Origin of the sequence: Bacillus sp. FSL R5-0659, from assembly GCF_038008785.1 — a bacterium.
In the GTDB taxonomy this organism is placed as follows: Bacteria; Bacillota; Bacilli; order Bacillales; family Bacillaceae; genus Bacillus; species Bacillus safensis.
The window spans coordinates 1,140,973-1,159,249 of record NZ_JBBOZU010000001.1 but is presented as its reverse complement, the minus strand read 5'-3'; the positions used below and the strand labels follow the sequence as shown (position 1 = coordinate 1,159,249).

General features: G+C 40.2%; 24 protein-coding genes, 1 tRNA gene, 1 pseudogene and 1 riboswitch. Of the genes and pseudogenes, 12 read left to right on the top strand and 14 right to left on the bottom strand.

Features of this window, described 5'->3' with window-relative positions:
* Positions 1-21 precede the first annotated feature (21 nt).
* Complete coding sequence (locus NSQ72_RS05785) at positions 22-963, top strand: acetyl-CoA carboxylase carboxyltransferase subunit alpha (RefSeq protein ID WP_064498318.1); 942 nt, start codon at positions 22-24, stop codon at positions 961-963.
* A 200-nt stretch (positions 964-1,163) separates the two neighbouring features.
* Here the strand turns inward: NSQ72_RS05785 and NSQ72_RS05780 are convergent.
* Together NSQ72_RS05780 and NSQ72_RS05775 are read right to left on the bottom strand one after the other, a co-directional pair.
* Positions 1,164-1,325, bottom strand: a pseudogene (locus tag NSQ72_RS05780) (porphobilinogen synthase); the annotation flags it as partial.
* Between the two features lie 182 nt (positions 1,326-1,507).
* Positions 1,508-1,927 carry a MarR family winged helix-turn-helix transcriptional regulator gene (locus NSQ72_RS05775; protein ID WP_039177869.1) on the bottom strand — a complete coding sequence of 140 codons (420 nt, stop codon included), beginning with the start codon at positions 1,925-1,927 and terminating at the stop codon, positions 1,508-1,510.
* Between the two features lie 112 nt (positions 1,928-2,039).
* On the opposite strand from NSQ72_RS05775, the gene NSQ72_RS05770 reads away from it, so the two are divergent.
* Positions 2,040-3,026 carry a YhdH/YhfP family quinone oxidoreductase gene (locus NSQ72_RS05770; protein ID WP_126681994.1) on the top strand — a complete coding sequence of 329 codons (987 nt, stop codon included), beginning with the start codon at positions 2,040-2,042 and terminating at the stop codon, positions 3,024-3,026.
* 441 nt (positions 3,027-3,467) lie between these two features.
* A complete protein-coding gene (locus NSQ72_RS05765) occupies positions 3,468-3,863 on the top strand; it encodes a hypothetical protein (RefSeq protein WP_039177866.1) in 396 nt (131 codons plus the stop codon).
* Positions 3,864-3,976: 113 nt separating this feature from the next.
* On the opposite strand, the gene NSQ72_RS05760 is transcribed toward NSQ72_RS05765, so the two are convergent.
* The 3 genes from NSQ72_RS05760 to NSQ72_RS05750 form a co-directional block, all read right to left on the bottom strand.
* Positions 3,977-4,049 (bottom strand) — tRNA-Val (locus NSQ72_RS05760).
* Between the two features lie 132 nt (positions 4,050-4,181).
* Positions 4,182-5,360, bottom strand: a complete 1,179-nt coding sequence (gene metC / locus NSQ72_RS05755) for a cystathionine beta-lyase (protein ID WP_341083537.1) — start codon at positions 5,358-5,360, stop codon at positions 4,182-4,184.
* Positions 5,357-6,475: a methionine biosynthesis PLP-dependent protein gene (locus tag NSQ72_RS05750; RefSeq protein ID WP_041089888.1), complete on the bottom strand. Its 1,119-nt coding sequence runs from the start codon at positions 6,473-6,475 to the stop codon at positions 5,357-5,359. Before NSQ72_RS05750 ends, metC begins: the two co-directional genes overlap by 4 nt.
* A 78-nt stretch (positions 6,476-6,553) precedes the next feature.
* A riboswitch (SAM riboswitch) is annotated at positions 6,554-6,675 on the bottom strand.
* A 221-nt stretch (positions 6,676-6,896) separates the two neighbouring features.
* Between NSQ72_RS05750 and NSQ72_RS05745 the strand changes: the two genes are divergently transcribed.
* Genes NSQ72_RS05745 through NSQ72_RS05735 form a run of 3 tightly spaced genes read left to right on the top strand, consistent with a single transcriptional unit; the run spans position 6,897 to position 8,646 of the window.
* Positions 6,897-7,637, top strand: a complete 741-nt coding sequence (locus NSQ72_RS05745; protein WP_341083534.1) for an alpha/beta hydrolase — start codon at positions 6,897-6,899, stop codon at positions 7,635-7,637.
* A 52-nt stretch (positions 7,638-7,689) separates the two neighbouring features.
* A complete protein-coding gene (locus tag NSQ72_RS05740; protein ID WP_039177859.1) occupies positions 7,690-8,205 on the top strand; it encodes a YjcG family protein in 516 nt (171 codons plus the stop codon).
* Positions 8,206-8,211: 6 nt separating this feature from the next.
* Positions 8,212-8,646: a GNAT family N-acetyltransferase gene (locus tag NSQ72_RS05735; protein ID WP_039177857.1), complete on the top strand. Its 435-nt coding sequence runs from the start codon at positions 8,212-8,214 to the stop codon at positions 8,644-8,646.
* 82 nt (positions 8,647-8,728) lie between these two features.
* On the opposite strand, the gene NSQ72_RS05730 is transcribed toward NSQ72_RS05735, so the two are convergent.
* Positions 8,729-8,986: a hypothetical protein gene (locus tag NSQ72_RS05730; RefSeq protein ID WP_003210759.1), complete on the bottom strand. Its 258-nt coding sequence runs from the start codon at positions 8,984-8,986 to the stop codon at positions 8,729-8,731.
* Positions 8,987-9,112: 126 nt separating this feature from the next.
* Between NSQ72_RS05730 and NSQ72_RS05725 the strand changes: the two genes are divergently transcribed.
* Complete coding sequence (locus NSQ72_RS05725) at positions 9,113-11,425, top strand: ATP-dependent helicase (RefSeq protein ID WP_341083531.1); 2,313 nt, start codon at positions 9,113-9,115, stop codon at positions 11,423-11,425.
* A gap of 16 nt (positions 11,426-11,441) precedes the next feature.
* Here NSQ72_RS05725 and NSQ72_RS05720 read toward each other — a convergent pair whose 3' ends face one another.
* From NSQ72_RS05720 to NSQ72_RS05700, 5 genes are all read right to left on the bottom strand, one after another.
* Positions 11,442-11,699 (bottom strand): stage VI sporulation protein F, encoded by a 258-nt coding sequence (locus NSQ72_RS05720; protein ID WP_008348417.1) that lies wholly within the window; start codon positions 11,697-11,699, stop codon positions 11,442-11,444.
* Positions 11,700-11,837: 138 nt separating this feature from the next.
* On the bottom strand, positions 11,838-11,975 hold the full coding sequence (locus tag NSQ72_RS05715) for a YjcZ family sporulation protein (RefSeq protein ID WP_024426457.1): 138 nt from the start codon (positions 11,973-11,975) through the stop codon (positions 11,838-11,840).
* Positions 11,976-12,059: 84 nt separating this feature from the next.
* The gene (locus NSQ72_RS05710; RefSeq protein ID WP_025093421.1) at positions 12,060-12,281 is read right to left on the bottom strand and encodes a hypothetical protein; all 222 of its coding nucleotides are present in this window, start codon (positions 12,279-12,281) and stop codon (positions 12,060-12,062) included.
* Between the two features lie 90 nt (positions 12,282-12,371).
* Positions 12,372-12,500, bottom strand: a complete 129-nt coding sequence (locus NSQ72_RS05705; protein WP_254967544.1) for a hypothetical protein — start codon at positions 12,498-12,500, stop codon at positions 12,372-12,374.
* A gap of 71 nt (positions 12,501-12,571) precedes the next feature.
* Positions 12,572-12,922, bottom strand: a complete 351-nt coding sequence (locus NSQ72_RS05700; RefSeq protein ID WP_039177852.1) for a DUF1360 domain-containing protein — start codon at positions 12,920-12,922, stop codon at positions 12,572-12,574.
* A gap of 167 nt (positions 12,923-13,089) precedes the next feature.
* Between NSQ72_RS05700 and NSQ72_RS05695 the strand changes: the two genes are divergently transcribed.
* The 5 genes from NSQ72_RS05695 to NSQ72_RS05675 all read left to right on the top strand — a co-directional run bounded on the left by NSQ72_RS05695 (position 13,090) and on the right by NSQ72_RS05675 (position 15,742).
* Entirely contained in the window at positions 13,090-13,485 is a 396-nt protein-coding gene (locus tag NSQ72_RS05695; RefSeq protein ID WP_341083529.1) for a spore coat protein, read from the top strand.
* A 44-nt stretch (positions 13,486-13,529) separates the two neighbouring features.
* Positions 13,530-13,865, top strand: a complete 336-nt coding sequence (locus NSQ72_RS05690; protein ID WP_024425013.1) for a hypothetical protein — start codon at positions 13,530-13,532, stop codon at positions 13,863-13,865.
* A gap of 88 nt (positions 13,866-13,953) precedes the next feature.
* Positions 13,954-14,457 (top strand): spore coat protein, encoded by a 504-nt coding sequence (locus tag NSQ72_RS05685; RefSeq protein ID WP_039177849.1) that lies wholly within the window; start codon positions 13,954-13,956, stop codon positions 14,455-14,457.
* 146 nt (positions 14,458-14,603) lie between these two features.
* Complete coding sequence (locus NSQ72_RS05680) at positions 14,604-15,095, top strand: CotY/CotZ family spore coat protein (protein WP_003211658.1); 492 nt, start codon at positions 14,604-14,606, stop codon at positions 15,093-15,095.
* 203 nt (positions 15,096-15,298) lie between these two features.
* A complete protein-coding gene (locus tag NSQ72_RS05675; RefSeq protein WP_039177847.1) occupies positions 15,299-15,742 on the top strand; it encodes a CotY/CotZ family spore coat protein in 444 nt (147 codons plus the stop codon).
* Positions 15,743-15,777: 35 nt separating this feature from the next.
* On the opposite strand, the gene NSQ72_RS05670 is transcribed toward NSQ72_RS05675, so the two are convergent.
* The 3 genes from NSQ72_RS05670 to thiD form a co-directional block, all read right to left on the bottom strand.
* Positions 15,778-16,428 (bottom strand): CotO family spore coat protein, encoded by a 651-nt coding sequence (locus tag NSQ72_RS05670; protein ID WP_059374959.1) that lies wholly within the window; start codon positions 16,426-16,428, stop codon positions 15,778-15,780.
* Between the two features lie 114 nt (positions 16,429-16,542).
* Entirely contained in the window at positions 16,543-17,319 is a 777-nt protein-coding gene (gene fabI, locus NSQ72_RS05665; protein WP_059374958.1) for an enoyl-ACP reductase FabI, read from the bottom strand.
* 149 nt (positions 17,320-17,468) lie between these two features.
* Complete coding sequence (thiD, locus tag NSQ72_RS05660; RefSeq protein ID WP_058838857.1) at positions 17,469-18,275, bottom strand: bifunctional hydroxymethylpyrimidine kinase/phosphomethylpyrimidine kinase; 807 nt, start codon at positions 18,273-18,275, stop codon at positions 17,469-17,471.
* Between the last annotated feature and the right edge of the window lie 2 nt (positions 18,276-18,277).

Here is an 18,277-nt window from a genome sequence, read left to right as displayed (position 1 = left end):
TCATAACCTTTGGAGGATAAAATGAGTTTGGATTTTGAACGTCCTATTATTGAACTAAAAGAGAAATTTGATGAATTAAAGAAAATGATGAAAGAAAATAATGTAGATTTATCGTCAGAAATTCATTTATTAGAAAAACGTTTAAATAAAATGCAAGATGAAGTTTATTCTAATCTTACAGCTTTTCAACGAGTTCAAATTGCAAGGCTACGTAACCGGCCCACGACATTGGATTATATACCTTTATTGTTTACAAATTTTTTCGAACTTCATGGTGATCGATTATATGGTGATGATAAAGCAATGATAGGTGGTATTGCAAAATTTAAAGGAATGCCCGTTACGGTTATAGGTCATCAAAGAGGTAGAAGTACAAAGGAAAATATAGAAAGAAATTTTGGAATGGCTCATCCAGAAGGATATAGAAAAGCGCTAAGACTGATGAAACAAGCTGATAAATTTAATCGCCCTATTATTACATTTATTGATACTATAGGCGCCTATCCAGGGAAAGGGTCTGAAGAACGTGGAATTTCTGAAGCGATAGCTCGAAATCTATTGGAAATGGCTACGCTTAAAGTGCCAATTGTTTGTATTGTAATTGGAGAGGCATCAAGTGGTGGAGCTCTTGGCATTAGTGTCGGTAACCATATCCATATGTTAGAGTATTCATGGTACTCGGTAATTTCACCAGAAGGAGCAGCATCTATCCTATGGAAGGACGCTAAGTATGCTCCAGAAGCTGCGGAACATATGAAAATTTCAGCAAAAGATTTAAAGCATTTAGGAATTATTGATGAAATCATCCCTGAAATAAAAGGTGGAGCACAAAATGATATAAAATCACAGGCACAAATGATTGAATCTGTGATCGAATCATCTCTAAAAAAATTGACACCATTATCCTCAGAAGAGCTTATCAAACAGAGATATGAAAGGTATAGACAAATAGAAAATATGTAAAGTCCGTATTACATTTAGGAGGATTCTTACAAGATAGTTCTAAATATTTTGTAAGTAACCTCTTAAACTGAATATGCTGATACTATTAAAAGATGTGTGATCGGTATGAAAAAGGATTTCTTCCATCAATACTTTTTCTGAAGGTCCTCAAATAATTCCTCATAAAAAAACAGACCCTGCATGGTCTGTTTTCATTTTGCCTATATGTTTTGAGATTCTCCATCTCTCAGTCGCGGAGCCATATCTAAAGCAAAATAAGTCAAAATGCCAGCGCATCCGGCGCGTTTGAACGACATTAATAATTCTTCAATTACAACATTTACATCAAGCCAACCATTCTGAATAGCTGCCATCAACATTGAATCTTCTCCACTGAAGAAAGAATTTTGTCCATTCCTTACCTAATTTCCATAAAAAACTTAATATTATATTTATTATCACATCCAAGGATTTACAAAGCACCGAAAAGAAACTGAAAAAAGCTCCTGTAAAGGAGCCTTGTGATAGTTATCGATTTAATATGAAACTTGTTTATAAAAGTACATCATTGAAAATTATTTATAATGGTACTTAATGCTTTCTTTAGTACAACCTTATCATCATTTGACAAGTTTTGAAGCGCTGTCTTGTTCAGCTCAATTGTTGCTGCTTCAACTTGATCTCTAATGACTAAAGATTTTTGAGTAGCCTCTACTAATATATTTCTTCGATTGTTTGGATCTATTGTGCGTTCAATTAAGTCAGCTTTTTGCATTTTATCTAATATTCCAGAAACGGTTGAGGCTTCTAAATATACAAGTTCTCCAATTTGTTTAGGAGATAACTGACCCTCTCTCCATAGACAGTTCAACACACCATATTGAGCGGGTGTCAAATCACTTTCCTCTAAAAGTTTACTAAAGTACTTGAACACTTTATTTTGACTAACACTTAGTAAAAAATTTATGCACTCTGATAATTCCATTTTATCTCCCCCACATTGACTTCACCTATAATATCATGGTAGTTTTTTAATTGAAATACTTTTGTAACAGAAATATTTTGTTGTAATATATTTTTAGAGAGGAAGATACACAATGGATTCATTTAAAGCGATTCTAGTTACAGAAAAAAATGATCAAGTTAGTTATGATCTTCAAAATGTAAGTGTTAATGATTTATCCGAAGGAGAAGTATTAATTAAAGTAGCATATTCTTCAATCAATTATAAAGATATGCTGGCTGTTCAAAAAAATGGAGGTGTTATTCGTAACTATCCAATGATTCCTGGAATTGATCTAAGTGGGACTATCGTTCATACAACAGATCATCGTTTCGTAGAGGGTCAACAAGTGATTGTCACAGGTTTCGCTATGGGCATGAGCCACACTGGAGGTTTTTCTGAATATGCTAGAGTACCTGCGGATTGGATTGTTCCTTTGCCAAATAACTTGACTTTAAAAGAAGCAATGATTTTTGGAACAGCAGGCTTTACCGCAGCTCTTTCTATCATGGCTTTACAGGAAAATGGTATGAGTACGAAAAATCAACCTAATATACTCGTTACAGGGTCAACTGGTGGAGTTGGTAGCATTGCTATACAATTATTATCTAAAATTGGGTACAACAATATTTTTGCTTTAGTGCGTAAAGATAATCAAGTTGATATAGCAAAATCTTTAGGAGCAACTGATGTCATTTTTGCAAACGAATTAGGAGAGCTAAAAAAACCATTAAACAAGCAAAAATTTGACTTCGTCTTAGATACCGTAGGAGGAGATGTGGCTTCTGTGATCATTCCTCAAATTTCTTATGGTGGAAGCATGAGCATGTGCGGGAATGCAGGCGGAATTAAATTAACAACAACTGTGTTACCTTTTATTCTAAGAGGGATCAACCTTCTAGGGATTGATTCTGTAAATGTACCAATCAATAAACGCAAAGTAATTTGGAACGAGATAGCAAACGAATGGAATATCTCCCAAACGACTCTAGTCAATGAGATTACGCTCGATACGTTACCTGAAAAAATTGAAGCCATTAAAAATGGCCAACATTTAGGAAGAACCATTATTAAATATTAAGATAAACGAACTTTATTTATTTAAATTACACCAGACAAATATTGAATGTATTGATGCAGATACCCCATCCCAAACAGGTGGGGTACATCTATTCAAAAAAGAGCGGGACATGCTAGTGCTAAAACAACCTCAGGTATTTATAGTCATGTCACAAACAAATTAGAATTTAACACTGCAGAACACTAGGCAAGGGTTTCAACGATGATTCCGACTGGCTCGAACCAGCGACCTCTATCCTGAAAATGTGGATTACTCTACCTTTTTAAGGGAGGATTTAATTGTTTTTCTAAATTAATCTCTCCCATCTTAGATAATGAACTATAAATTCTTTATGATATAATTCAATATCAGTTTAAAAATGCCTTTTTTGAACTTTAACAGACGATCCAAATTACATCACAAAAAGCTTTTATAAAACGTATTTTTAGGAGGTTAACATTAGTGGACAGTTCCCTCAATGAAATAAAGCTTATCATTCCAACAGGATGTGACAATGCTCCTAGGAAGCAAATAGTCATTGATTTTACAGTAGCTATATTAACGCGGCAGACTGAAGTTATTAAGGAATATGCGGATGAATCTATTATCTGGTATCAGTTAAAGGATAATACAAAGCTTGAAGGACGAAATGCCTTAATCTCCACTTTGTACAAAGAGGACAGAGAAATCGTTAGCGAACTTGAAATTTGCCAAGTAATCACACACGGGAAATTTGCTTCAATAAATGGTGTGATGTTACTAGCGAATGGTTTAAAAATTGATTTCTGTGATGTATATATTTTTAGTAGTGCTGCAAAGTCTGGAAAGATAAAGGAAATAAAATCATATAGGATTTAAAAGTTACTGATCCATTTATTAGGTGACTCAAAAGGCGTTGCGATACAAATTTCATACGTTTTCATGAAGAAAGATAAAAACAAAAAACCCTTGCTACGCAAGGGTTTCAACGATGATTCCGACTGGGCTCGAACCAGCGACCTCTACCCTGTCAAGGTAGCGCTCTCCCAGCTGAGCTACGGAATCGGGTTATGTATCAGTTCTGGGCTTTCTATTACTGACAGTCTCTATTATATAACCATCATATTAAGCCGTCAATGGTTTTGTTTAAAAAAGGTCAAAAAGCCGGCGGCCGTGCCGGCTTTTTTCTCTCCTTCTTTATGATTGGTTCACAAGAACGGGCTTTAGTTGATCGAGTGCTTGTTTGAAGTCGCGTTTTAGGTCTTCTCCGTTTTCGACTCCTACACTTAATCGAAGCAGCCCATCTGTAATCCCTCTTTTTTCTCTTTCTTCTTTTGGCATAGCGGCATGTGACATTTTGGCTGGGTAGGACAAAATGGATTCGACGGCGCCGAGGCTGACGGCGAATACAGGTAATGTGACGGCATCCACTAATTCTTTGACTGCCGCTTGGTTTTCTAGTTCAAATGAGAGAACAGCCCCTGCTCCGCTCGCTTGCTTTCGCTGAATATCTGCACCCGGGTGATCATCTAAGCCTGGATAGTATACTTTTTTGACCGCAGGATGTTCTTTAAGAAATGAAGCTAGCTCGAAGGCCGTTTGACTAGCTTTCTCTAATCTGACCTGAAGGGTTTTTAACCCTCTTAACACGAGCCAGCAATCCTGCACGCCAAGGACCGCACCGAAGGAGTTTTGCAGTGAATAGAGTTCCTCTCCCAGCTTCTCATCTTTTACCACGGCTAAGCCTGACAGCACATCACTATGGCCGCTTAAAAATTTCGTTGCGCTGTGCAGAACAACATCCACACCAAGGTCCAGCGGGCGCTGAAGAGCAGGCGTTAAAAACGTATTATCTAAGAATGTCAAACAGTCATGCTCTTTCGCAATTTGTACGATACCTTCAATATCTGTAATGCCTAGTGTTGGATTTGACGGTGTTTCCATGTAAATGACCTTTGTATTCGATTGAATACCTCTTTTGACTTCATTCAAATCCGTCATATCCACAAAGGTATGCTCAATTCCAAATCTCGACAGAACTTGAGTGATCATTCGGAAAGTCCCACCATACACATCTCTTGTGACAAGCACGTGATCTCCCTTAGATAATAGAAGAAAAGCAGTTGAAATGGCTGCCATGCCTGATGCAAAGGCAAGCCCTCTCGTTCCTCCTTCCAGCGCTGCAATCGTATCCTCTAATGCTTGACGTGTCGGAGTCCCCGATCTCGAGTAGTCATATTGACCAAATTCATCGAAGCTGCTTTGATGAAAGGTGGATGCATGCTGAATCGGTACACTGACTGCACCTGTTGAACGGTCTGTTTTAAACGCATTATGAACGAGTTGTGTTTCGAGTGTCCAATCATGTGTGGTCATTTGGCGTGTACCTCCTCTTTTACTTGTGATAGTGCCTGTTTCAGGTCTGCTTTCAGGTCATCTACATGCTCGATGCCAACAGAGAAACGGAGCAGCTTGTTACATACACCGTTTGCAATGCGAATTTCTTCTGGGATATCCATGTGCGTTTGCGTTGCAGGATACGTAATGAAGCTTTCGACTCCGCCAAGGCTTTCAGCAAAACAAATCGTTTTTAGCTGCTTTAAAAATGGATTGACCCAGTCCTCTTTAGCTACTCGAAATGACAGCATGCCTCCCTTTCCTGGATAAAGCACATCTTGAATTTCTGGCTGTTTCTTTAAAAACTCAGCCAGCTCCTTCGCATTTGCCTCGTGCTGGCGCATTCTAAGAGCCAGTGTTTTCATTCCTCTCATTAAAAGCCATGAGTCAAATGGTGATAGAACCGCTCCAATCGCGTTTTGATGCTGGAACATGTCTTCAGACAGCTGCTCTCCTTTTGTCACCACAAGCCCTGCAAGAACATCATTATGTCCGCCTAAATATTTGGTTGCGCTATGAATGACAATGTCTGCTCCAAGCGTAATTGGCTTTTGCAAGACTGGTGTGTAAAAGGTGTTATCGACAATGACCAAAGCGCCATATTCTTTTGCAATCTTCGCTATTTTTTGAATATCTGCTTCCTGCATCAATGGATTTGTCGGTGTTTCAATAAAGACCGCTTTTGTGTTTGGCGTGATTTTAGAGCGTAAACAGTCTTCATCTGCAAAATCATCATAAAGAAAACGTAAGCCGTACTTTTTCCATTCGTTTTCAAACAAACGGTATGTACCGCCATATAGGTCTGATGAGACGATGAGTTCATCTCCGCTTTCAAATAGAGCCATGATCGTTTGAATCGCAGCCATTCCCGAACTGAAGGCAAAACCGGCCGTCCCTTCTTCGAGTGAAGCAATTGCATCCTCTACGAGCTGTCTTGTTGGGTTTTTCGTTCGAATATAATCAAATCCTGTAGATTCCCCTATACCTCTATGTCTGTATGCTGTCGAAAGGTAAACGGGAGGACTGACAGTGCCAGTCACCTCTTCGCTACGGTTTCCAATCTGCGCTAATTTCGTTTCCACATGTTCTGTCATTTGACACCATCCTAAGTAAAAATCTGATTTCAAAACAGAAAACCCCTTCTTCATAAGAAGAAGGGGTTTAATCGCTTCCTCTTATCTTCCAAGCAAAAAAGCTGCTTGCTGGATTTAGCACCTTGGTACATCACATGAAGTGATGCATACCGGTTGCTGAGGTTTCAAAGGGCCAGTCCCTCCACCTCTCACGATAAGAATGTGTTGTCTGTCTGTTCTAATTTTTAATACTGTAACCCATTAAATCTCATTTTTCAAGGGGGAATGTCATGATTAATTAAAATTTTCTGTATTTTATAACAGAATCGATGTTATACGGTTTGATTGCATGTTAGCATATAGGAACAACGCTGTTTTTCGTGTTACAATGAATGGAAACGTTTCACTTTATGATGAATTTGGTTAGCTGGAGGAATGGATTATGGTGAAGAAAACAGGAATCATTCAAGAAGAAACCTTACAGTCAAAAGAACTTGGGGCGGACATGACCATTTTGATCTATTTGCCAGTCAATTATTCCCCCCTTTATACATATCATGTCATCATTGCCCAGGATGGTCATGATTATTTCCGCCTAGGCAAAATAGGCAGACAGGCAGAAGAATTGATGCAGAACAAAAAAATGGAACGCTCGATTATCATTGGTGTCCCTTATGAAAATGTTACGGAAAGACGGAACACGTATCATCCAGACGGCACAAAGTTTGAAGCGTATAAACGCTTTTTAGCTAATGAACTGGTTCCTTATATTGATGAACACTATCCAACCTATCAAATTGGATCAGGGCGTACGTTTATTGGTGATTCACTGGGTGCGACGATTTCCCTCATGACAGCCATTGATTATCCTTCTTTATTTGGCGGGCTGATTTTGCAGTCCCCTTATGTTGACGAGTCGGTTCTAGAAGCCGTCAAACAATCGACAGCCCTTTCTCATTATGCTATTATCCATCAAATTGGGCTTGAGGAAACCGCTGTGAAAACAACAGATGGCCAGGTGCTTGATTTTGTTCAACCGAATGATGATTTAAAGGCCCTTCTTGAACAATCTGGAGCGGATTATTTATTTGAGACATTCGAAGGGGATCATAAATGGACGTTTTGGCAGCCGCTCATTGCGCCTTCGTTAAAAAGAATGCTCCCATATTCGTTAATCAACTGAATTTTGTTATAATAAACAATAATAAATACTTTCTTATTCAGGAGGGAACATGATGAAATACGGAGTTGTTATATTTCCATCGAAAAAATTGCAAGATATTGCGAACTCTTACCGGAAGCGTTATGATCCGAACTATGCACTCATACCGCCTCATTTAACATTAAGAACACCTTTTGAATTAACGGATCTAGAAGCGGCTGAGGTCGTCTCAACGTTAAGAGATTATGCAAAAAATGCTTCTCCTATTACGTTACGTATTAAAAAATTCAGTTCATTCGCTCCTGTAAACAACGTCATTTATATGAAAGTAGAACCGAACGAGGACATCATGGCGCTCAATGAAAGATTGTACGCAGAGCCACTGGCTGGTACACCTGAATATGCCTTTGTTCCGCATGTCACAGTGGCTCAAAAACTATCAGATGATGAGCATTCAGACGTACTTGGCACATTAAAGCTGAGAAAGATTGACCATGAAGAAACAGTGGATCGCTTCCACCTTTTATATCAATTAGAAAACGGATCTTGGACCGTCTATGAAACATTTATTTTAGGAGAAGAGGGTTAAAGACATTTGAAAACAGTCATCGCAACAGAACAAACACAACGAGAAGATGCATATTACGTTCGAAAAGAAGTATTCGTCAAAGAACAAGAAGTTCCAGTAGAGATCGAAATAGATGAACTAGAGGACAAAGCCACCCATTTTGTCATTTACAATGATGACAAAAAGCCTCAGGCGGCCGCTAGACTGCGGATCATTGAGGGATCAAAGGCAAAGCTAGAAAGAATTTGTGTGTTAAAAGAGGCGCGCTCCTTCGGCCTTGGCCTTAAGCTATTAGAGGCGCTAGAAACAGAAGCAATTGCTAATGGAGCAAAAGAAGCGGTGATGCATGCCCAAGTCCATGCGCTTCCTTTCTACGAAAAGAAAGGCTACAAAGCGGTTTCTGAACCGTTTGAAGAAGCGGGAATCACACATGTCAAAATGACAAAAACACTGTCTGTTTGACCAAAAGAGAAGCCAGAGCATTCAAGATGCCCTGGCTTTTTCTTTTTCATTATCGTTCGCCAATGGAAGAAAGCGCAATCATTTATATATACGTATTGATATGAACGCCCTTACCTTCCTCCATAAACATATCTCGTACAAAGCGTTCCCGCTTTTTTTGCTGTACTTTCGTTTCCGCTTCTGTCACTAAGTCCTCTTTTTTCTCCAGCTCTCTGTAAATCTTGTCATGAAAGGTGCGAGTAACCTTTGTTACTTTCGCATAGTCTTCTTTATCCTGAGGAGCTGGACGATTGATATATTGAAAATACAGATCCGGCTGAATCGGGGCTATATATCCCATCAAGAACGCCTCCTTTGCTTCTCTCTTACTCTACTATTCCCTAATTATGACTGTTTGAAACACGCCTCATTTGATATGATTAGATGTGTTTCATTTTAAGATTGATTGACTATTGGAGGACTAGCTTTGAAATGCGCACGACGACATGATCGAACGATCTCATTACATACGTATTCGAGAGAACATTATCAATTCCTCCATGACGAGGGAAAAAAAGGACAATTATTCTGCCCATATTGCGGACAACCGGTCTTTTTTAGATTAAATATACATGATGAACCTGCCTTTATTCATAAGCACATGTCTCAGCAAGAGATTTGTGAACAAGCTGAAGATCAAGCAGATCATAATCAAACGGCTGAACAAGAGGAAAAGACTTCCTATAAAGAACTTGGCGGCTTCCGTTTTCCAACCGGCAAACAGATCATCTCGCAAACTAGCGAATCATATGACTGGCAGGAACCAAAGTCGATTCAATTTAGCGACGCCTTACATTTAGAAGAGAATGAACAAGTTCATACGATCGACCTCTTCCCGCATATCACCTTTAGCACACCGCAGCTTCAAGCTGTCACACATTTAGATGGTCCGATGCTTGTGCTGGCTGGTGCCGGCAGCGGAAAAACAAGAGTCCTGACGGCTAGAGCGGCTTATCTCATGTCCCATCATCATATTCCTGCTCACCATATTTTACTCGTAACTTTTACTACAAAAGCGAGCAGTGAGATGAAAGAAAGACTGCGCAAGCAATACCAGCTTCATCCTTCACAAGCCAGCCAAGTGGTGACAGGCACCTTCCACAGTCTTTTTTATAAAATGCTGCTTCACGATGACGCAAATAAATGGAACGGCCAGCATCTGATCAAGTTTGACTGGCAAAAGGAGCAATACATTCGAAAAGCCATAATGAATGAAGGACTTGATGAGAAAGACTACCCTACTGATCAAGTGCTGCAATCCATCGGCTATTGGAAAAATGCCTTTTTGCCAGATGAAATTCCTGATTTGAAGGATGAAAAGGAAAAACACATGTGGACGATCTATCAATCATATGAACAGCAAAAACGAGATCATCAGCAATTTGACTTTGATGATATGGCGATGGCCTGCTTACATATGCTGACAGAACAGCCTAAACTGTTAAAACGGTATCAAGAACGATTCCATTATATTTTAGTGGATGAATTTCAGGATATTAATCCAGTGCAATATCGCTTGATTCAACTTTTAGCCGGAGAATCAGAGCAGTTATTTTGTGTAGGGGACGATGATCAAGCCATTTACGCATTTAGGGGTAGCAATCCTGCTTTCATCCTTGAATTCAAACAGGATTATCCTTCGGCTCAGATCGTCCATTTACATGCGAATTACCGCTCTCATCATACAATTGTCGCAAGTGCAGATGCGATTATTAAGAAAAATCAGCATCGTTATGAGAAGACGTTAAAAGCCGTTCGAGCGGAGAAAATTCCGCCGACGCTCTTTTATCCATATGATGAAGAAGAGGAAGCGACGATGATTGTCGCAGATATTCAGGAGAAAATTAAAAACGGCGCAAAGCCGAATGACTTCTGCGTGCTGTTTCGTACGAATACAGGCGGCCGTGCGATTTATGAACGGCTGCATCAGTCGGCCATTCCGTATGAAACGGATGCTGGCGTCAAAGCCTTCTACAGCAGACGAATTGTTCGGGTACTCCTCGCCTTTCTTTCCTTAAGTCAGGATGCAGATGATGTGGCCGCCATGAAACAGCTGCTGCCGGTTTTCTTTTTAAAGCAGCAAACGCTGAATACACTAAAGGCACTGACCATCACAGAGGATTGTTCAATGGTAGATGCGCTCGGAAAGCTGACAGATATACAGCCGTTTCAACGGAAAAAGCTGCAATCAATCGTTCCTTTGTTCCGAACGTTACGAACATTAAAGCCATCGGACGCGGTGACATTTATTGAACAAAAGATGGGACTCGGTGATTACTTAAAAAAACGGGTGAACGATACGAATGTACTTGAAAAAGGGACAGATGATGTACGTGATGTGAAAACAGCTGCCAGACGCTTTGAAACGATTGAAGCCTTTCTCGCACATGCCGAACATATGAAATCTGCCGAAAAGGAAAAAACAGATGAACCCGGTGTTCAGCTCATGACGATCCACCGCGCAAAGGGTCTTGAATTCCAGACAGTATACATCACTTGTGTGGTCGACGGGGCACTGCCTCATGATTTCTCACTGGATGAACTCAGAAACGGTGATGAAGAAGCGCTGGAAGAAGAGCGCCGTTTATTATACGTGGCCATGACAAGAGCTGAACAATCTCTTTATCTGTCTGTTCCTTCATTTAGACGAGGCAAAACGGCTCATCGTTCTCGCTTTTTGTATCCTCTTCTAAAGAAAAACCGTGAATTATTTACAAAAAAACAACAGGCCCCCCTTTAAACGGAGAGCCTGTTGTTTATTTTTTGTTATTCATCATTTTAGCGATTGTATTGAAATCAAGCTTTTCTTTTCCACTAGTAATCGATTGAACGATTTTGTCTTCCATTTCTTTAGGTACACGTTTGTTCGCAAGCTGCGCTACTTTTTTAATGACACCTCGAACGGTATTCTCATCTTTAAAGTTGGCATTTTGCAAAGAACCTGCAAGTTTAAACACATCATTCATATTCACACCGGTTTTGTTTTCTACGCTTTTAAAGAATTTATTATCCATTCATTTGCCTCCTCTTTGTGGAGTAATCACCTTACTATATGAAAATAGGCGGGATATGTGCCTATCCTAAAACCTTGTTTGACCAAAGAGAAAGGAAAGCAAAAGGCTTCCCCCTTGCTTCCCTCACCTTCTTACTTTTTAGTAGTTAAAGAAAGAAGCACCAACGATGATTAGAAGGATGAAAAGCACGACAACAAGAACAAATGTTGATCCATATCCGCCGCCGTAGCCTCCACCGTAGCCGCCGCAAGAACCGCCACCGTAACCGTAACTCATATTTAAGCACCTCCTCTTCTCCCTTACAAAGTATGAAAAATGCAAGAAATGGTTTGGACGATCACATAAAAAAGTGCGGAATTTTTATTTCTGCTGTTTAAAGACGTAATCTGCCTCTGTATGACGCATCATGAATGCTTCTGTTTCTTTTGCAAAAGCCTCCATCTTCACGCCAAATGCTTTTAAGTGCTCCTCAAGATCATGCGCTTTATCCGATAGATCCATTTCAGCCTTTTCGTGCGCTTGTTCTTTCCCATCATGGGGTTTAGTGAACAAGGAACCGATTAATTGTTCGAATGCATCCATTCTGGTCACCCCTTCTCTCTTACATATGCACCACTCAAAAAAAGGGCAACAAAAAAACCGGATAAATCCGGCTTTTGTTTTTCTCTTCTATTATTGAGGTTTCTTTTTGTTTCCACAGCCGCAGCCAGTTTTCTTGATTTTTTTCGTATATACAGATTGTTGATTTGACTGCGCTGGATAACCTTGAAGCATATGTGACGGCGTTTCAGTTGGTTTCATCGCAACCCTTCCTTTCCTGTTCCATGATAGTATATGCATTTATTGAAAGCGTGTCTGATCAGAATGCCTGTTTATTTCACAAGCTTCGAGACGACCGCTTCAATGATGCCTGCTGCTGCGGCAATCGCTAATAGTAAATTAAGCCACATGCTGATGACAGGAAAAAGTATGTATATCAGAAGTAAGGCAGCAGTGCACCACATGCCAGTACACCAATAACAGCTTAACAGTTCTCCAACCCAGGACCGCAGTCCTTCCCCTTTAATGATGATATATGTTTCGACTTCACCTTGTTCATTTACCTCTTCCTGTTCTTCATGAAATAGACGGCGGAAAGGGGCAGTAATGGTATCAAACACAATCAGTCTCGTCAGTCTAAAGGATGCGAGGGCAAACACGACAAATGACAAAGCACCGCTCAGAAGCCTCCACCTCCTTCTTTCTTCTTTTTCCGTCCTTTCTTTATATATGCAAGAAAAAAGACTGTCATGATGAATCGAGTGGAAATAAAATTGGGTTGTACTTTTTCACACTTTCCGATTCCACCTTGAGTCGTTGCTGCATTAAATAATGTATAGATAAGAAAGGAGTGAAAGTATTGTCTATTGAAGAAAGTGCTGAAATATTATATACACAACTGTTAAACGAATTAATCAGCAATTATGATGATTTCATTGAGATCAAAGATTCGGAAAATGTCACAATTCATAAAACAGATGTAACAGCTGCACTCTCCCTTCAAGCGACCGTAACGACAATCATTACTCTTTTAATCCAAATTCTTGTACCAGACGATGAAGTGGCTGCTGACATCACAGATCAGCTTTTAGCTGTGCAACAAGTGGAAGTACAAAAGAAAACTGTGATTCAAATCATCAACTGCTATAACATTACGATTACATTATCAGATGCATCCATTATGAACTCCGTCCAAATTCTCACTCAAACATTGAATGTGCTCTTAGTTGAATCCGGCATTCTTTGACCCTTTCTTTTTCTAACATGACGTATGAAAGAGGTGAAATCATCGTGGCTGAAGAGAACGAAAAAAAGGAATTTCAAATCAATACGGATATTGATCCATTAACAAGTCTTCTTGTCAGTGATGTGTTAAACAAAAACAATATCACTGATGATCAGAAAGCAAAAATTTCAGATGATCAAAGAAGAATGATTTTGAAATTAGTCGAGGACTTACAAAAGAAAGCAAATGATTTCGTAGAACAGCAGCAGGAGAAAAAAAGGCAGGCTGAGGCAGCAAAACAGCCAGAAGAAGTAGTGCCTGAACCAAAAGTACGTCCAAATCGAAATTCACTTCGAAATCGTATTCAGCAGCGTCGTAATGCTCAGCGTAATAACGATTAAATAAAAATGGGTTGCCTGCTAGGGTAAATGCCCGAGACAAAACAACGCATTCCAGCATTTAATAAAGTAAACGGAAGGAGGAATAGAAATGGATTCTAAACCATATTCTTGGGTCGCTCTAGATCGTAACTGTTCACACCACGGACACCACAGATACCACGAACACCACGACGATTGCAACTATGAAAGAAAAGCACTTTGTGACGATTATTATGATGACGAAGATGTCTTACAAGATTTGGATCAAGTAAGCTTCACAAAGCAGACATCTGAAGAGGTCATTATCGTTAGGGACTCTTGTGACATTAACGTATCTTCTGTCGATGCACAGGTTGCAGCATCTATCCAAGTAGCGATTCAAACAGCGATCATCACCATTACAAACATCTCAATCGCAGACGGTGATTTGGCAGACCGCGTCACGCAGGATCTCTTACAAGCTGCTACTCACAAACAAACAAACCGCCAAAAACTTGTCATCGAAAATTCAAGAAACGTTACAGTATCTACAATCGATGCGGACATCTCTATCGCAATCCAAACACTTACACAAACTCTTGTTGCGACAATCGTTGCAATCGGCATCCTCTAATGTCCAAAAGCAGAGCGAAAAGCTCTGCTTTTCCTTTTATAAAAATACAACAAATATAAATGGTCATTTACCCACACCAACTAGAGGGCGCATACATATGTTGTTAAGGACTAAAGTCAAATACCTTGTTAAAGGAGCTGAAATCCATGAGCTGCGGAAAACACCATGGCCGACATGATGAAAACTGTGTATGCGATGCGGTTGATAAGATTTTAGCAGAGCAGGAAGCTGTAGAAGATAAATGTCCTACGAGCTGCTACAGTAATTTATTAAGCCCAACAGTTTCTGGAAAAGATACGATTCCGTTTTTACTTTTTGATAAAAAGGGCGGGTTGTTCTCTACTTTCGGAAATATTGGAGGATTCGTTGACGATTGCCAATGCTTCGAATCTATTTTCTTCCGGGTTGAAAAATTACACGACTGCTGTGCTACGTTATCTGTATTAAGACCTGTTGATGTACACGGACATACGCTAAGCGTGTGTCACCCTTGTGACCCTGACTTCTTTGGTCTAGAAAAAACGGACTTTTGTATTGAGGTTGATTTAAACTGCTTCTGCGCAATCCAATGCTTAAACCCAGAGCTTGTCGACAGAGTCATGCCATCGAAAGATAAAAAGCATCATCACCACGGCTAAATCAACAGGCCGATCATCTAACTTGTCATGAGTCAAAGCATCCCCTTCCTTACGAATGACAGCCAATTATGCGGAGCAGTCGGCATAAGTAGCGGCCGCTTCCGCATTGGTTAAAAGTAGATGCACGAACCGGCAAAAATAGCTTGTAGATGATAACAGTGCTCAAACACTCAAACAAATTTCCTAGTATAGGAGGGTTGAATATGAGCCGCAAACATTCATGGAACTGTGTAGCAGAGGCTGTTGAAAACATTCACGACTTACAAAATGCCGTCGAAGAAGATTGCCCGACCAGCTGTTACAGCAATCTCCTTTCTCCATCACATTCTTTAGGTGACACTGTCCCATTTGTTCTCTTTACATCCAAATCAAAACCATTCGTCGCATTCGGAAATGTCGGAGAAGTAGATCCAGGCCCTTGCTTCAGCACTGCATTTTTCAGAGTCGAACACATCTCTGATCACTGCGCAACTCTCAGCTTGCTTATCGCATTTGACAAAGACCGTCATATTTTAGATTTTACAGATAAAGATTCCTTATGTGATGTGTTCCGATTAGAAAAATCAAAATATTGCATTGAAGTAGACCTTGACTGCTTCTGCGCAATCGAATGCCTAAATCCAAGACTCATCAACCGTAACTGCTAACAAAAAAAGTCCCTATATGGGACTTTTTTTCTTTGTTAAAAACCAAGCGGGTGGATGGAAGAAATCTCAGCAATCGCTAATTCGACTGGATTTCCCCCGCCTGCTGTACGAATGATCACAGTATCATCTTTTCGATCCATGATGATTCCTCTATATGTTTTACCATCAGCTTCAATCAGACAAAGAGCCCTTGGCATATTATGAGGCAGTCTTGTGAGAAAATCGACTTTTTCATCAATACTCATCTGACTTAAAGGCTTTTTCACTCGTTTTCTTCTTGGTTCTTCTTTTGTTTCATGAAAGACACCTTCTGGCTGGTTTCCTTCTTCTTGCTGAGGCTCTTGCTTTTGTATGAGCTCTGGTTCTTGTATGTTCTCTTGTTCCTGTGCAAGCTCAGCCTCTTGTGCGATATCTTGTTCTTTTGTAAATTCGGCTTCTTGTTTTATATCTCGATCTTGCTGGTGTGCAGGTGGCTCGGCTTCTTTTTTCTGCTCTATTTCTTGAATCGCAGGCTCCTGCTGCGTGCTTTCTTCGATCTCGCCTTTTGCATTATGATCACTTTCTGGCTGTTTTTCTGATTTTTTTCGCTTTCTCACAATATTTTGCATGGCCGGCTTTGATTCTTGATAGCTCGGCTGAACAATATACATCAGCGGCTTTTGATTCTCATCACCTTTATTTGACATACTAATCCCTCCCGAATGATTCATTCCTTATATATATGAACGGAGGCCTCAAATCAGAAGAAAAATAAAAAAACAGCATACCTTTCATCGGTATGCTGCAAGTCATGTATTCGTTTAGCGGGCAATGATATGGAAGCCAGAATCAACATGCAGATTCTCACCTGTCATGCCGCGAGATAGATCACTGAATAAGAATAGAGCTGTATCGCCAACCTCTTCAGGAGTTGTTGTACGGCGAAGTGGTGCACGCTCTTCAATATCCTTCAGAATGGTATTAAAGCCGCTGATGCCTTTTGCAGATAACGTACGAATTGGACCAGCAGAAATACTGTTCACGCGGATGCCTTCTGCGCCTAAATCAGCTGCTAAATATTTCACACTTGCTTCAAGTGATGCTTTCGCTACACCCATTACGTTGTAGTTAGATACAACACGTTCTCCGCCTAGGTATGTAAGCGTCACAATGCTTCCACCCTCTGTCATTAATGGACGTGCTGCTTTTGCTACAGCAGTTAATGAGTATGAACTAATGTTGTGCGCCAAAAGGAAACCTTCACGATTCGTGTTCAAGTATTCGCCAACAAGCTCTTCCTTATTTGCAAATGCAATGGCATGCGCAACGCCATGAATGACTTGTACTTTTTCTTTAATTTCAGCAAAACATTTCTCGATTTCTTCATCACTTGTCACATCACACGGAAGAATAATTGAATCATCACGCTCAAGTGTGCTTGCAAGCTCTTTTACCGATTCAGCAAGACGATCTCCAACATAAGTAAAAATCAAACGAGCTCCAGCTTCATGAAGTGAACGGGCAATTCCCCAAGCGATGCTTCGTTTATTGGCAACACCCATCACCACGATATTACGGCCTTCTAAAGAAAAGTTCATATGTAATAAAGCCTCCTATTTTTTCAAGACATAGTATTAGTACCTGATCATAATATTATCACAGATCATAAGAGAATGACAATTTCCTCTGAAAGAAAGTTTCATTTTCGCAAAAAAACCGCCCTCACAAGGAAGGCGGTTCGATTCCCTTAACGTTTGATTCTGTTTTGCTGATAAGCAAAATGGTTCGTAGGCCCGTGTCCAGATCCAATTCGTAAAGGGAATTTGATCGCTTCATGGACAAAGGTTTCTGCTGTTTCAAAGGCTTCCTTTATCGAATAACCTTTCGCAATTTCAGCTGTTAATGCTGCTGCAAACGTGCAGCCTGTGCCATGTGTATGTGGTGTATCAATATGTTCATTTGTGATTTCAATAAAGCCTTTTCCATCATACAGCAGGTCTGTAATCATCCCATCAGATGGACCATGGCCGCCTTTGATCACGACATGTTTCGTACCGAGCTCATAAAGGCGCTCTGCTGCCAGATAGCGATCCTCTTTCGTCTGAATACGTAAACCTGACAGTACTTCTGCCTCAGGAAGATTCGGCGTTACAGCATAGCTCACAGGCAGCAAGTGTGTTTTCATCGCAGCGACCGCATCTTCATTTAATAAAGAGGCTCCCCCTTTTGCGATCATGACTGGATCTACAATCAGCTTCATATCATATTGAACCGTTTTTTCAGCTACGATCTTGATCATGTCTGCACTCCACAGCATCCCTGTTTTGACGGCATCTGGCAGTAAATCTTCTGCCACTGCATCTATTTGACGCTCTAACGCCTCAATTGAAAGCGGATATATCCCATGAACACCTAGTGTGTTTTGCGCAGTAATCGCTGTGATTGCAGACATTCCATACACACCGAGCTCCTGAAAAGTTTTCAAATCTGCCTGAATGCCTGCTCCGCCGCCAGAATCAGAACCCGCGATTGTGAATGCTTTTTTGATCGTCATTT